General features: G+C 31.7%; 15 protein-coding genes. 6 read left to right on the forward strand and 9 right to left on the reverse strand.

What is annotated here, in order from left to right; translation table 11 throughout:
• Positions 1-23: 23 nt before the first annotated feature.
• From G9F70_RS14190 to G9F70_RS14200, 3 genes are all read right to left on the reverse strand, one after another.
• On the reverse strand, positions 24-350 hold the full coding sequence (locus G9F70_RS14190) for a DUF192 domain-containing protein (RefSeq protein WP_164943605.1): 327 nt from the start codon (positions 348-350) through the stop codon (positions 24-26).
• 205 nt (positions 351-555) lie between these two features.
• Complete coding sequence (locus G9F70_RS14195; protein ID WP_164943606.1) at positions 556-1230, reverse strand: response regulator; 675 nt, start codon at positions 1228-1230, stop codon at positions 556-558.
• Positions 1211-2392 carry a sensor histidine kinase gene (locus G9F70_RS14200; protein WP_164943607.1) on the reverse strand — a complete coding sequence of 394 codons (1182 nt, stop codon included), beginning with the start codon at positions 2390-2392 and terminating at the stop codon, positions 1211-1213. Before G9F70_RS14200 ends, G9F70_RS14195 begins: the two co-directional genes overlap by 20 nt.
• A gap of 326 nt (positions 2393-2718) precedes the next feature.
• Here G9F70_RS14200 and G9F70_RS14205 point away from each other — a divergent pair, with 326 nt between their 5' ends.
• Both G9F70_RS14205 and G9F70_RS14210 read left to right on the forward strand, forming a co-directional pair.
• Complete coding sequence (locus G9F70_RS14205) at positions 2719-3105, forward strand: hypothetical protein (protein ID WP_164943608.1); 387 nt, start codon at positions 2719-2721, stop codon at positions 3103-3105.
• Between the two features lie 94 nt (positions 3106-3199).
• Positions 3200-4435 carry an MFS transporter gene (locus tag G9F70_RS14210; protein WP_318010996.1) on the forward strand — a complete coding sequence of 412 codons (1236 nt, stop codon included), beginning with the start codon at positions 3200-3202 and terminating at the stop codon, positions 4433-4435.
• Between the two features lie 66 nt (positions 4436-4501).
• On the opposite strand, the gene G9F70_RS14215 is transcribed toward G9F70_RS14210, so the two are convergent.
• Together G9F70_RS14215 and G9F70_RS14220 are read right to left on the reverse strand one after the other, a co-directional pair.
• The gene (locus tag G9F70_RS14215) at positions 4502-4813 is read right to left on the reverse strand and encodes a hypothetical protein (RefSeq protein WP_224617583.1); all 312 of its coding nucleotides are present in this window, start codon (positions 4811-4813) and stop codon (positions 4502-4504) included.
• Between the two features lie 62 nt (positions 4814-4875).
• A complete protein-coding gene (locus G9F70_RS14220; RefSeq protein ID WP_164943609.1) occupies positions 4876-5733 on the reverse strand; it encodes a DegV family protein in 858 nt (285 codons plus the stop codon).
• Between the two features lie 590 nt (positions 5734-6323).
• Between G9F70_RS14220 and gatE the strand changes: the two genes are divergently transcribed.
• The 4 genes from gatE to G9F70_RS14240 all read left to right on the forward strand — a co-directional run bounded on the left by gatE (position 6324) and on the right by G9F70_RS14240 (position 10265).
• Entirely contained in the window at positions 6324-8288 is a 1965-nt protein-coding gene (gatE, locus tag G9F70_RS14225; RefSeq protein WP_164943610.1) for a Glu-tRNA(Gln) amidotransferase subunit GatE, read from the forward strand.
• Between the two features lie 56 nt (positions 8289-8344).
• Positions 8345-9667: a Glu-tRNA(Gln) amidotransferase subunit GatD gene (gene gatD / locus G9F70_RS14230; RefSeq protein ID WP_202882607.1), complete on the forward strand. Its 1323-nt coding sequence runs from the start codon at positions 8345-8347 to the stop codon at positions 9665-9667.
• 139 nt (positions 9668-9806) lie between these two features.
• Positions 9807-9962: a lmo0937 family membrane protein gene (locus tag G9F70_RS14235; RefSeq protein WP_164943612.1), complete on the forward strand. Its 156-nt coding sequence runs from the start codon at positions 9807-9809 to the stop codon at positions 9960-9962.
• A 150-nt stretch (positions 9963-10112) separates the two neighbouring features.
• Complete coding sequence (locus tag G9F70_RS14240) at positions 10113-10265, forward strand: lmo0937 family membrane protein (RefSeq protein WP_164943613.1); 153 nt, start codon at positions 10113-10115, stop codon at positions 10263-10265.
• A gap of 115 nt (positions 10266-10380) precedes the next feature.
• Here G9F70_RS14240 and G9F70_RS14245 read toward each other — a convergent pair whose 3' ends face one another.
• The 4 genes from G9F70_RS14245 to pulA all read right to left on the reverse strand — a co-directional run bounded on the left by G9F70_RS14245 (position 10381) and on the right by pulA (position 15627).
• A complete protein-coding gene (locus G9F70_RS14245) occupies positions 10381-10689 on the reverse strand; it encodes a hypothetical protein (RefSeq protein ID WP_164943614.1) in 309 nt (102 codons plus the stop codon).
• An 81-nt stretch (positions 10690-10770) separates the two neighbouring features.
• On the reverse strand, positions 10771-11715 hold the full coding sequence (locus G9F70_RS14250) for a TRM11 family SAM-dependent methyltransferase (protein ID WP_164943615.1): 945 nt from the start codon (positions 11713-11715) through the stop codon (positions 10771-10773).
• Between the two features lie 94 nt (positions 11716-11809).
• Entirely contained in the window at positions 11810-12718 is a 909-nt protein-coding gene (locus G9F70_RS14255; protein ID WP_164943616.1) for an alpha/beta hydrolase, read from the reverse strand.
• 164 nt (positions 12719-12882) lie between these two features.
• Positions 12883-15627, reverse strand: coding sequence for a type I pullulanase (gene pulA, locus G9F70_RS14260; protein ID WP_164943617.1), 2745 nt, complete (start codon positions 15625-15627; stop codon positions 12883-12885).
• Positions 15628-15826 lie beyond the last annotated feature (199 nt).

A 15826-nucleotide genomic window follows, 5' to 3' on the forward strand; every position in this document is an offset into this window, starting at 1 on the left:
TAAACCCTAATGCATGAGCAACCTTAAATATTAAGTATATTTCCTTCTTTAATATTATTAAATACACCTGCTTTAGATTCTATGACTATCTTAGATCCCATTACCTTAGCAACAATTTGTCCTGGCCTTAAATTTTCTATTTTTATAATAACTTGCATGTCTTCATTGAGAAATAAAACATCAATGTTAAACTTCATAAAAAATGTGTGAATACCATTACAGGGCGTTAGCATAATAGCATCATGATGCGGTTTCTCTCTAAACATATACCCAAATAGCCTTTTAGTATAGGAATCAGCTACAAATACATTAATTATTTTATCGTCATTACATTTTAAATTTTTAATCATATCATCACCCCTAAATCATATTTAAAATTTTGATAACAGTTGAATCTAATATTATAAAAAATATTGATAATACTTCATTTTGGTCCGAGATATCATACAATTAAGCTCATTATATTCCTAAATAGAAAGACATATAAGATACTAAAAGTCACATTCTATAGGTATAAAAATCAATAAAAAATAGGGACCTTAGTCCCTATTTGAATTATTCTTGAAACTTAGATTCATAATACAGCTGAATGTGCTCCTCTAGTGCAAAAATAGTGGCATGAACACGATCATGTGCTCCTATTTTTCTAAACAAAGTTGTGGCATAGTTCTTTATTGTTTTCTCTGATAAAAATAGATTTTCTCCAATATCTTTATTACTTAATCCTTTCGAAATATATAATAAAACTTCAATTTCTCTTTTTGATAAGGAATCTAAGACACACTGCTTTTTTTTATCTTTTATTTTAAACTCCGAGAACAGAACAGAAACTAGTGATTTATCTATATATTTATCTCCATAATAGACTGTTCTGATTGCATCCACAATTTCTGTGCCTGCAGACTCTTTAAGTACATATCCATCTACTCCCTTGTTAATAGCGTCTAGAATAAAAGTCCTGTCATTTTCAACTGTGAGCATGATTATTTTTATACTCTTTAATTTTTTCTTTGACCTTTGGAGCACTTCAATCCCATCCATTAAAGGCATTTTCATATCTAATAATATGACATCAGGTTCATAACTATTTAACATATCAAGCACCTTCTCACCATTCGCAGCCTCTCCAACGATAATTATATCATCTTCAAAACTGATTATTCTCTTTAACCCTTGTCTAATGAGATCGTGGTCGTCTGCTATTAATACTTTAATGTCCTCTTTTTTCATCTCTAATCACCTCTCGATTAACTGGAAGCAAAACATTATAAACGCAGCCTGCTCCCGCCCAGGATTTTATATGAATTTGACCTTGTAATTGGTTTACCCTATCCAATATACCAATAAGTCCATAAGAAGTTCCTTTGATTTTTACTCTTTTTAAAGTTTCTTCCACATCAAAACCAATACCGTCATCTGATATGATTAGGCTTAAATATTTTGCACCAAAATCTAATTTGACCTCCAAATGTTTTGCTTTGGAATGTTTTTTTATATTATTGAGAATTTCCTGAAAAATACGAAATACTGCTACTTGAATAATGGATTCTACTTCTGTCTCCATAGGTTTCAATTTTAACTTAATATCCATACTAAAATCTTCTGAAATAGATTTTACAGCTTGTTCAATTGTTTGGTTTAACCCTAAATCATCTAATGTCATAGGTCTTAAATCAAAAATAATACTTCTAACTTCTTTTAAAGCCACTTTTGCACTTTCTTTTAAATCTGATAGTTCTTTTAGTCCTTCATCTAAATCCTTTTGAATAACCTTTTTACAAATATCTGCTTTCATAATAATATTAGCAATATGTTGTGCAGGTCCATCATGAATATCCCTTGATATTCTTTTTCGTTCATTTTCTTGTGCTTCTAATATTTTTATTCCTATAAACATCTCAGAGTTTTTATCAGCACCTTCTAAAACTGAAAGAATGTCTCCCTCTAAGTATCCCATAGCGATACTTATTTGGTTAATTATTTTTTCTGAATTATCTATATTCTTTATAGATTTTTTTAAAACTATTTCTAAGGTATTTCTTCTTTCTTTAAGTTGTCTTTCATCATTTTGCTTGATAATAAATTTTACTCTAATATCCGAAGCACTTTCATATACAGATTTAATTTCATCTTCATTATATGAGTTAAATTTTTTTGAAATTTCCACTAGTTTTTTTCGCATAAGTTTATCCTGCGCCTCAAGTGTGTCAACTTCCTTAATAACTTTATCTATATTGGCTCTGATTAATAAAAGCTCTAATTTTTGATTTTCATACTCTATTCTTACATTATCAACTATTTCAAGAATTTGCTTACGGCTATTACTTATTTGCTGAATTATTTTTTTTATAATATCATTAATATTACCAATATCTATGGTTAAATTATTCATTATTATATCACCTTCTTTTATTGATTTTTTAATAATAAATAAAAATTTTTATTGTATCCTTGTAGTAATTTTAAAAAAATTACAAAAGATATTTTATCTACAACACATATATCGTCTAATATATACATTTCCTAAGGGTATTTACTACTTTACCTATTTTTAATTAAAAAGCTCAAATTTACTTTGAAATTATTGGAGTATCTATAGTTTTTTTTGCAGGAATGCTTTTTAGAGGAGCATTATATATATAACTACATATAATAAAATGATAACGAAATTTTCTTTGAATCCCACATTCCTTTAAAATAATTAATAAGGAGATAGGTATGATAGGATTAATAAATAATGAGAAAAGCGAAAAAATAGAAATGGATGAAGAAGCAGTAACAAGTACTAGAAATAATATTCTACAAGCTTTTAAAATAAATATTCATGATGGAAAAGGATTTTATGAAACGGGAATCAAGAATACCTTTTGGTCAACACTAATTATTACCGCTAAAATATTCCAGCCTAAAAATGGAATTTGGACAATTATAATTAAAGATAAAGCCAATAAAAATCTAGTAGTTTACAAAAATTATCATATGCTACATGATAGTGAGATTTTATTTAATTATAAAACAGGCTTAAATATAAATTTTTTAATTGAAGCTACTTGGACACAACCTAAAGACACAATTCTAAGTGGAGAATTATCCATTAGGTACTAGTTTAACTATATCTCAGTATATGATGATTTAATTGAATTCTGTTATTTTTTATAATATAATTAATTGAATTAGAATAAAGGGGGATATTAGCTTTATGGAGAGTGAAAAAAAACTTAGTGAGATGGGTGTAGTAAAAAAACAAAAGATAAAAGAAAAATTCTCATGCCTAGTGAGTAAGTTCAATAACGATAGAGACTTTAAGTTATTTTTAATAGTAGGACTATTTACTGGAATAGCAAGTGGAATAAACTCAACTGTATTTAATAATTTTTTAAGCGATACATATAAATTAACAGCTGCTGCTAGAGGTATTGTAGAGTTTCCCCGTGAACTACCAGGAGTTCTAATAGTTATAGTACTCGGAGTACTGGCATTCCTTGGGGACATAAGAATAGCAATAATTGGGATGATATTTGCAGCACTGGGAATGCTAGGACTAGGTTTGTTTTCCCCATCTTTTGCCACTATGCTTTTATGGATGATGTTACTTAGCCTAGGTACACATATTTTTATGCCACTATCTGCAGGAATAGGTATGAACCTTTCTGCAAATGGAAATTATGGTGCAAGACTAGGGAGGTATAGCGCATATAACCTAATTGCAACTATTGTGGGCTATGCAATTGTATGGGTTGGATTTAAATACTTTAACCTTACCTATCAAATAGCTTTTGTGCTTGCCTCAGTTTTTTATATTTTTGCGGCATTTTTTCTTGGTCTAATGAAATCTAAAAAGCCTAAGAAAAAAAAAGTAACCCTTGTTTTCAAAAAAAAATATACTCTATATTATTGCCTTAGTGTAGTTAATGGTGCAAGAAAGCAGATTTTTTTAACCTTTGCACCCTGGGTACTTATTCAAGTGTACCATGTTAAGCCTCCTACTTTTGCAATGCTCGGATTTATAATTGCTATATTAAGCATTTTTACAAGAACCATTGTTGGCAATGCTATAGACAAAAAAGGTGAAAGATTTGTGCTTTCACTAGAAGCTATAGTTCTTATAGTAATTTGTATGGGCTATTCTTTTGCAGATTATTTACTTTCACCAAGTGCAGCTGTGGTTATTATTGCGGCCTGCTACGTTATAGATAATTCACTAAGTGTAGTTGAAATGGCAAGATCCACTTATGTAAAAAAGATTGCTATATGTCCAGAAGATGTTATCCCCACTCTTTCTGCTGGTACGAGCTTTGATCATGTAATTGCTATGTCAATACCTTTTATAGGCGGTATATTATGGACAACTATGGGATATCAATATGTTTTCATTGTTGCTGCATTTATTGCTGTTATAAATTTGTTTTTATCTTTAAAAATTAAAATTAATTAATAAAAAAACATTAAATCTTGTGATTTAATGTTTTTTTATAGAAACTAAAAAAAAATGATCGCAAAATTAAACTTCTTCATTAACCTTTCCTAATAACACAAAAAAATCTTCTTCATTTTTTCGTTCTAAATATGTGTCTATAAGTGCCTGAGTAGACATTTTACTTAGGCCTTTATATCCATTATCTAATATATCAGATAAAACCTTCATAAAATAATCTTTGCTTTTATCTATATCCTTAAGCATCTTGTAGGATATATCCTGTATCAATTCTTCTTTTATACTTTCTCGTAGTTTTTCTGTATATTCCCTCATAAATATTTGTGTTTCTTCAGGGTATGCAGAAAAATCTCCTGACATTATATCTTGAATATTCATTATGGGCACTCCCTTGCAATTTCTGTTTTTTTAGCATATTTGTATTATACAGCAGATATTGTTTATTTTTTAGTAGGCGCTTCTTTTACTATAATAATTCCAAGTAATCCAGGCCCTGTATGAACCCCGGCTACTGGACTTATTTCTCCAAAGGATAATCTCGTAATGTTTGGGAGGGATGCAACTGTTTCAGAAAAGGACTTTACTTCTTCATAAGCGCCACCATGCATAACCCAAATTTTACAAGGGGTAATTTCAAGAGCTTCTCTTGCTATATCTACAAGCTTGCTTATGGCTTTCTTTTTCCCCTTTGGCTTTGCATAAGTATAGTACACGCCATCACTATTAATTGAAATTATCGGTTTTATATTTAATATTTCACCTATAGTACCAGAAACTTTTCCGATTCTACCGCCCTTGATTAGATATTTAAGCGTATCCACTGCGTAATAAACAGTAATTCTACTTTGTATTTCAGGAAGAGCTGCTACAATTTGATCAAAATTTTTTCCGTTTTTTATCATCTCACCACATTCTTCAACAATTGCTGCTTCACCAATAGTTAGTGATTTAGAATCAAAAACGCAGGTTTCTATAGATGGATGATTTTCACTTGCCAATCTCAATGTATTATATGTGCCTGACAAACCTGCAGATATTATTACTGCTATAGCATGTGTATATCCTTCTTCTTCAAGCTTTACATACATGTCTTCCATGTCTTGCATTGAAGGTAGTGAAGTTGAGGGAATTTCATATATAAAATTATCATAAACCTCTTTTGGAGTAATAGTTATTCTGTCAATATACTCTCTGTCTTTATATATTATTCTTAGAGGAAGTACTTTTAAGTCGTACTTTTCAATCATTTCTCTATCAACATCGGAAGTACTGTCAGTAATAAGTGCAATCTTACTCATTTTAACTTCACCTTTCTATAATGAAAAATTTTATTATTTTCAACTAACAATAGCCATTGATCTTTCAATAAATTGCTAGTTAACAATATTATATCCTTATATACCTATAATTAAAACATTTTTCTATTTCTGCAGGGTAATTTTATTACAGCTTAAATTTTTGAATCATACCATTTAGTTTTTCTGCTAAGATGGCTTGATTTTGAGAGGCTTTTGTTATTTCTTGGATTGCCATAACAGATTCATTAATTTTCACCCCTCAAATAAAATTGTCACATAATAATATATGAATTTCATATTTAATCATATTTATTTAAATCTGGCTAAAATATGTCACAGATAATTCTATAGAGAATCTATAAATCATCTACCACAAAAATACCTAGCATACTGGCTAGTTATTTTTTTTTGAAGCTGCATAACTACATAATTAAAAAATCACAAACATATACTTCTTATAAGAATAGAACAACTAAACATTTGATTCATATATAACTTAGCAGCTAGTATTCTTAAAATGTAACCGCTGTGCAAAAATATCTAATGATATTTAAGTCTTTAATATATTAATTTTGGAGGATTAAATAAAAATGGAAAATAATTTCATTAAAACTCAGAAACGAATTGGGTATTCCCTTCTTAAGCAGACTGATTCTAATGTCTATAAAGAACTTGGGTTTATGTGTGGTCTAGAGGTCCACCAACAACTAAAGACAGAAAAAAAACTCTTTTGCCGCTGCCCAGCTGGTGTTTTTCAAAAGCATGGGCAATATGATGCTGAGATTGCACGGCATATGAGGCCAACCTTAAGCGAGATGGGTGGATATGATGGTACCGCACTTATGGAATTTAAGACAAGAAAAAGCATAGTGTATCATATTTCCAATTTAACCACTTGCACCTATGATATTGATGATACTCCCCCTTTCAAGATAAACAAACAGGCTCTAGGAATTGCATTAGAAGTTGCCTTGCTTCTTAAAACGAATATTGTGGGTGAGCTACACATCACACGTAAACAATACCTAGATGGTAGTATACCTGCTGGCTTTCAACGTACAGGTATAATAAGCATTGAAGGACAGATTCCTCTAAAAAATAAAATAGTTAGAATCATTCAGCTAAGTATTGAGGAAGATTCTTGTCGTGAGATTTCAGACATTGGCCATGTTAGGATGTATACTACTGATCGTTTGGGTATGCCACTTATAGAGACAGTTACTTATCCTGACATGAAAACACCAGATGAAGTGGCTGAAGCTGCTAACTATATTCGCTTTTTAAACCGTAGTACTGGTAAAGTAAGGACAGGGATTGGAGCTGCACGCCAGGATGTTAATGTTAGTATCTATGGTGGAACTCGGGTAGAAATTAAAGGTGTAGATCATATAAGCTACATCCCTGAATTAGTTCACAATGAAGCTTTTCGTCAAAAGAGTCTTTTAGAAATCCGTAATGATCTTATAGAAAGGATGCCAAACTTTGAGTATTGGCAAATTAGTCATGTAATTCTTAAGGGCGAAAGCATTACGCCTGTATCTAGAAGCATTAGAAACAATTTAAATATACAACATAGACTAGTTGTAGTTAACCTACCAGGATTTAAAGACATTCTCTCATTTTTCACTGGTCCTTGCCGAATGTTTTCCGATGAGATTTCTGACAGATTGAAGGTTATTGCTTGTATAGAAAAACCAAATATGACGCATTCTGAGGAATTCAGAAATGAAAATCAGGATATTAATTTTGAATACCTCCGTAAATTACTTAATTCAAAAGTCGATGATGCCCAAATTCTCTTTTGGGGTCCGGAAGATGATATTAGCACAGCTTTAGAGTCTATTGAAGAACGCTGTAAACTGGCCTTTATTGGAGTACCAAATGAAACTCGTAAATCCTTTGTAAGTGGCACCACTATGTTTGAGCGAGTACTTCCAGGTGCCGATCGTATGTATCCTGACACAGATTCAGCACCAGTTTCAATTAGTCAAGAGCTTATAGATATTGCAGGCAGGAATTTGCCTATTGATCTTAAGACGCAAATAACAAAGTTAAATAATTGGAATATACCAGCTGATACTTTTTCCTACATTCTAAGGTACAATCTAGTTCCTCTTATACAAAGAATTTGTGACGATTTTAATACTCAGCCTAAATTTGTAGCCACTCTATTGGGACACAAGCTTAAATCACTCCAGAGAAAATCCAAAGCAAATTTACCATTCGATTTTGAAAGGATATATGAACTCTTTGCCTTTGTAAAAGAGCAAGAAATAGAACTTGAGCTTATATATAAGATGCTAACGGTTGTCTATAAACAACCTAAGATGGAAATGAAGTATGTGTTAAAAGCTATATATTTTTCTAAGTGTAGCGCTTCCAGTATCCTTTCGCTTATCCCAATTATGCAGGAAAGATTTAAAAGGCTAAAAGGTTCGAAAAATGTAGAATCAGAACTTAACTGGATTATGAAAAATTTACAAGAAAAAGCCATTGGAAATATGCCTCTCCATGAACTTGCAATGGTAATTCGTAAAGGAGGCCTAGGCAAATGAGTGATATCTTAAAAGGTTACAAGGGCACGTCACTAGAAGTTCTAAAAAGTTTTAATATGCGCATCTGGAGTGAAGCTACAATAAGAACTACTAGAGGTGATTTTAAAGGAGTTTTACTTCCTCGCTCTGAAAATGATGATGATGGTCACATAGTAATAAAGCTTGCCACTGGCTATAATATAGGAATAGCAGTGGATACTATACAAGATATGAAAGAATATAATTTCAAAGAGATACAATATAAAATTCCAGAAAGGGAGTTTCCCACATCTAAAAACAAGCATAATATCAAGCTCCTAGGCACAGGAGGTACAATTGCATCACGTCTTGATTACCGAACGGGAGCAGTTATTCCAGCCTTTTCTCCTGGTGAATTGTATGGAGCTGTTCCTGAGCTTGCAGATATATGTAACCTAAGCACTGAGAAGCTTTTTGCAGTTTTCTCTGAAAATATGGGGCCCAATGAGTATAAAGTCTTAGCAAAAGCTATTGGAGATGAAATCAAAAAAGGCACCCATGGAATCATGATTGGTCATGGCACTGATACTATGAGTCATACAGCTGCTGCACTGTCATTTATGGTGCAAAACTCACCTATTCCAATTGTTATGGTAGGTTCTCAACGTTCTTCAGATAGGCCCTCTTCAGACGCTGCACTAAACCTAATTCATGCTGCTAAAACTGCTACGGATTCAGACATTGCTGAGGTGATGGTGTGTATGTTTGGGCCAACCTCTGATGAATATGGCTTGTTACACCGTGGTACAAGAGTGCGTAAAATGCACTCTTCCTACCGTTCTACTTTCCGTACCATTGGAGACATACCACTTGCAGTGGTAGATAGACAGAAAATAACTCCCCTGAGGCAGGACTACAACCACCGGCGTAGTGACCAAAAAGTAACTATAAATCCTGTATTTGAGGAGCGCGTATCGCTATTGTACTATTATCCCAATATGAACCCTGATATAATCGATGCCATGGTTAATCTTGGTTACAAAGGGATTGTTATTGCTGGTACAGGTCTTGGCCATGTAAATAAACTGTTATATCCAGCAATTAATCGCGCTGTGCTAAAGGGAGTTGCCATTTATATGACAGTGCAGACACTTTGGGGATATGTGAACATGTTTGTATACGATACCGGACGGGATCTCATGACCATGGGAATGATACCAACAGAAAACATGCTACCAGAAGTGGCATACATTAAACTAGGTTGGGCACTTGGACAAACTACTGACTTGTCTAAAGTTAAAGACATTATGCTAACTCCCATCTGTAGTGAGATCACTGAAAGAGAGCCTTATAACGGTTATCTAATCTACCAAGGAGGAATTCCTGAGGTAGAGGAATTCATTAAAAAATTTCATAAATAGTTAGCATCTATATTTTAAAAACCTAATTATCCCATAAAAATTAATATTAAAATCACTTTGCATATTTCAACTAAATTTAGGTCATTATAATATATAAAGAGATTTAGAAAATAAATATATGTGAAAGGTAGTGTATTATATGGGATTTTTACGTTGGTTAGGCGGAATAGTAATATTCTTTTGGGCCTTGGGACTTATATTCAGAATTGGTGGTAGTATGATACATCTGTTACTTGTGGTGGCTGCAATAGTTTTCGTGGTGGATATGATCTTCGCAAGAAAAAAAACCTCCTAAACCGTTATAACGACAATATATTGCAATTAAAACTAACTATTTCTTCGAAAATTAGAGCAAAGACTAACGTATTGTAAATATATGAGTTTATTGATATAATGTTCAAACATATATATTAAATAGATTTATATGTGAAAGGTAGTGTTTTATATGGGATTTTTACGTTGGTTAGGGGGAATAGTAGTATTCTTTTGGGCTTTGGGACTTATATTTAAAATTGGTGGCGGTATGATTAATACATTACTTATAGTCGCCGCAATAGTTTTCATAGTAGATAAGATTTCAGGAAAAAAAATAAGATAGAAAACTATTTTACTAACAATACTTTTTGATTAAATCTAATAACTTTAAAAAAAGACATAAAGTTAACGCTATAATAGAAAAATAGAGTAAGTGTATTTAATCAAATACACTTACTCTATTTTAATTTTGCTTTTTTTGCTATTCCAATATATAAATGCTCCAGGTATGAACTATCAACGTCTTGGCTTTTTAACATATCTATTCTACTTTTAGCCTTATTTAGACTTTCATTTGCTTCCTCAAAGTCCTTTTGCTTTATGCATGAACTTGCATATTCTAGTAAATAATCAACTTTTATCACTATTTGCGCTAAATCTTCTCTATCTTCGTTGACTAGTTTAATCAATAAGGAGTATATTTTAGCGGAACCCTTTGCATTAAAATTATATAAAAGATCATTAGTTCTACTATTCTTTTTTGCCATATTTAATACCTCGCTATATTGTGTCAATATCATAATTAGTATTATATAATAAGTTCACGTTAAATAACAGAGCTATTTATTTTAACTACATATATATATATGCCTTTTAAAGGTTCCTTTAGACACTGTACATTTATCATCTATGTGAAATCCTACAGATGCTATTTGCTTATCCATCTCATCAAAAGTAATGATTACCATTCTCGCGGCTATTCGCCGGGTACTCTCCATAATAGCTAACTGCTCCCCAGGCGTAATTTGTGTGAATATTCCATAAGGAAGATCAACGATGGCCACATCAAATTTATTTTGGATGTCATTCATGTCACCAATAGTTATTACATCTTCATATCCAAAATACCGGAGGTTTGTCTTGGCATTTTTACCTATGTAGGGGTTTATCTCATAACCTTTAATATTAATTCCAATTGAGATAGCTTCAATTAGCACCGTTCCGATGCCACAACAAGGGTCTACAACAGTACAGTCTAGATTATTACCTACGGCTATATTAACTAGCGCTCTACAAACATTTACCTTTAGAGCATTAGAATAGGAAAAAGGTTTTTTATTATGAAATAGCCAATCTGAAGTATTGCTTTCACATTCACCAAATATCCATTTATTATCTACTTTTGTAATACCAAAAGTAATTTCAGGATTTTTCATTTCAGCTTCTCCTAGTATATTAAAGCCTATTTCAAATTCAATGCTACGTCCTTTATGAAAACCCATGGGTTCATCAGTGGAATTGATATAAGCAACCTTATAATTTACACTGGTCAGTTTGTCCATAACAATTTGATTAATAATTTGCTGCATTGTTTCTCCAGTATACATTATAGAAATGCATTTTTTTATAAAAGGACTTCTGGAGGGATCTACATAAATGTCAGAGAATAAGTGCTTTTCATGGAGGTGTTTATTAAAGAGGCACTTTATTTCCATTTTGCATAGACTTTCTTCATCACTGGAATAATTTGTTGTGTATAAATATCTGTTATCCTTTTGTGCTAGCTGAAACATTAAAGCACACATCCTTTCTAGAATATAAAAACCACCTTAATAAAGGTGGTACGTTATTTATGGCTTTACTTATAGTATCAGTATATCACAATACTTAGATTATGTTTATAGCTTTTAAAAATCCATCAACTCTTTTTTCATACTCATCTTTGTTTTTCCAATATGCCGCTGCGTGACCGGCATTGGGAGCAATATAGATTTCTTTGTAGCCCTTCTTTACTGAATACATTTTATTACACATAAAAGTAGGTACATAATCATCCTTTTCACCATGAATAAATAATATTGGAATGTCTACTTCAGGTAAAGTAGTTATAGGTGAAACATCTTTGAATTTCCAGCCAATTCGAATTTTACTTATTATACTTGCTAATTTTACTAAAGGCATTTTTTTTATATTATAATCTTTTTCTAATCTATATTTAAACAACTCTTGTGCATCAGAGTATCCGCAGTCATCTATACAAAACACAATTCGTGGGTCTATTGCTATATTTTGAAGAACTATTCCAGCACCCATGGATTCCCCATGCAAGCCAACTATTGTATCTTTACCTAATTTATCGAATATCCAATCTGTGCATTTTTTCAAATCATATTTTTCGTAATAACCATAGGAAGTGTTTTTTCCACCACTTAAGCCATGATTTCTATGATCATAAATAAAGACGGAAAAGCCTCTTTTTAAAAACATGTCCATGTATTTAACAGAGCCATATAAACTCCAAGTTATTCCATGGCATAATATTATAATTTTCTTTGAATCCTTATTGGGAAAGAAGAAACCATGAATTTTATAGCCATAATTAGAATCTAGATATACCTCTTGTTTTTCCAAGTTATTAAATACTTCTACTTCTATTTTCCCTTTTTCTACTTCATAATCGTAGGTGTAATTATATTTAGCAACTTTAGGAGCTATAATAATACTAGAAAAATGCCAACCTACAATAATAACAGTAACAATAATCAAAATTGATATAAAAAATAATATTTTTATCATCTTAAAATCTCCCTTTCAAATGCGATGTACATTCTTATTATAGACATGTCCCCAAATAAAGTAAATAACAACAAAGTGAATTCTGTATAATCTTATTGATAACCTAAAAAAGCCCTTATATTTTACAATAAGGACTTTCTAAAAATATATAATATTTTGTTATTCTAGGCTTTGTTTCTCCCCTTTAAAAACAATATTAGGTAAGTAACTCCACATAAAATTAATACAGTATAAATCCAAAAGGGTAAGGTCGTAAATATATTCTCTGATCCATCATAAATTACAATAGAGCTTAGTGCAGGAACTACTAATGAGTCGCCTTTAAACTGTTTTATAGTTTTAACTCCTGATTTTTCACCATCTACTACAATATTCCAGGTACAACTTTTAGATAATTTAATAGTTACATCTTCTCTATTTGCATTGAAAGCTACTACGATGTCAGACCAAGTATCCATGTTAGCATTATGAGATATTTCATAGGCTACAACGTTTTGCGGGGATTTTAAAAATTTTAAATTTTGCTTGATCATCTCTGCTGAATTCATTTTGAAGGCAGGATGTTCCTTTCTTAACTTTATTAAACCTTTAAAATAATTAACAGTGTCAATGTTTTTAGATTTTAGTGTCCAATCAAGCTTATTTACAGTATCATTAGACTTATAGGAGTTGCTATTTCCACCTTTTGTTCTTAAAAATTCCTGTCCTGCTTGAAAGAATGGAATACCCTGGGAAGTAAGAATGATAGAATCTGCCAATTTGTGCATTTTCAATCTTATTTCATTATCATCCTTTGGGTTTGTTAAAAGAAGTTTATCCCATAACGTATTATTATCGTGAGTTTCGACATAATTCATAGATTGAAGAGGGGATATCTTTCCCCAGGTTTTTATATCATTTGAGTAATCTATTCCTCCAACTATTCCTTTTTTTATTTGGATTTCTTCATAAGATTTACCATTTACAAAGCCCTTGGCTTTTGCATCTAATACGCTACCTTTTATTCCATCTCTTATTATATCGTTGAAAAGTGATATCCCAGGCATTTTACTGGCATTTTTTTGTGTTGCTTTCGCATCTGATAAAAGAGTAGTCCCCATATCCAAACCTTCTCCCATAATAAGAATGGAGGGATCTAAACTACTTAATTTTTTTCTGATTTCAGTCATAGTATTTATATCAAGTAGACCCATAAGATCGAATCTAAATCCATCTAAATTATATTCCTTTGCCCAATACATCACAGAGTCTACAATGAATTTTCTTGCCATTGCATTTTCGCAGGCAATTGTATTTCCAAAACCACTTTCATTTGTAGCAGTACCATCTTTATCGTATCTAAAATAATACCCAGGTACTAATTTATTAAAATTAGAATCATTACTGCTATACATGTGATTATAAACTACATCCATATTTACCCTTAACCCATTATCATGAAGAGATTGCACTGCTTGTTTTAATTCTTTAACTCTTACACTCGGATTGTATGGATCAGTTGAATAACTTCCTTCAGGAGCATTATAGTTTTTAGGATTGTACCCCCAGTTATATTGTGCCTTACTTGAAGTCTCATCCACACTAGCGTAATCAAATATTGGCATGAGCTCAACATGTGTTACTCCTAAATCCTTTATATAATCAACACCTGTCCGCTTACCATCAGTTCCTTTTGTGCCTTTTTCAGTAAAAGCCAAAAATTTACCTTTATTTTCCATACCGCTGTTTTTGTCTATAGAAAAGTCTCTAACATGTAGTTCGTATATAATTGCATCATTTAAATTTGTGAAATTAGGCTTTTCACCTGGATTCCATATTTCAGGATCCGTCCCTTTTAAGTCTATTACCGCACCTTTGTCTCCATTTGCGGACACAGAGCGAGCATAGGGATCTACAGCTTCAGTCCAAACCCCTTCAATATTAACTTTATATGTATAAAACACATCCTTTTGATCTCCATTCAAGTCAAAAGTCCAGGTTCCCTTTTCACCTTTTTTCATACTAGAGTCAATACCAATTTTATCATTCCATTTTTTATAAGTTACAAGCTTTACCTCAGTTGCTGTTGGCGCCCACAGCCTAAAGCTTGTTTTACTTTTAGAATAAGTATTGCCTAAATCAGTTCCTTCATAATAAAACATTTTTTCGAAACTAGCACTTTTCATTACATCTCCAAGCACTACTTCTTTTTCAGGGAAACCTAACTTTGAAACCGTAATTTTTTTGCCTAGGTTCACATTTTCGCTAAGCTCTATTTTAGCAACTGTAGTAATACCAGTTATTACTTCATCACTTGTTACTTTTTTTACGGTTAAGATTTGACCATCTGACTTAACTATAATGCCTTCATTTCCTTTCGCAGTAAATGGAAACGCTATGTTTGTTTCTATGCTTATGCTATTCATTTCATCTAATTTTGCAAATATAAATTCACCTGTTTTGCCTATAGCAATTGGAGGAACTACTGCTAATTTAGAATCGGATGCACTAGCTTCAGCTAAAGAATAGTATACTTTCGTATCTCCTCCTTTAAGCCAAACTTCTCCAACACCATTATTAAATTTTTCAATAAATCTATCATCCACAGTGTCTTTTCTCCACTCATCCGTACGCACTATAAATCCTAGTTTATTAAGGGCTCCATCAAATTCAGCTACGCAAACCTTACCGAATTCGTCCTTGCCAGTAAATTCGAACTTACTTTCATCATTTTTATCAGTCCATAACCACATATTCCATTTTAAATCACTATTTGGAGTTTTAGCATAATGGATAATTATCTTTGTTTTGCCACTTTGGGCAAAAGTTTGAACATTGGGCATTAATAAAAGCAATTCTGTAATAACTAAAACTGCCGCAAGAAAAATGCTCAATGTTTTACTTTTGTTCTTCCCTATCTTGAAGTTCATAAATTTCCTCCTCTAAAAAAAAATAAGATTATGATGCTACAATCTATATTTCTCTAGTTTTCTAGTTTTCTAGTTTTCTAGTTTTCTAGTTTTCTAGTAAAGTATTCTACGTAAAATTAATAAACCCTTCATTCATTGCAAATTATTATATAAATATAAAACAATAATTGGAATTTATCATATGCTAGTTTATGGATTA

Origin of the sequence: Clostridium sp. FP1, assembly GCF_011065975.2 — a bacterium.
GTDB lineage: Bacteria > Bacillota > Clostridia > Clostridiales > Clostridiaceae > Clostridium_AD > Clostridium_AD tagluense.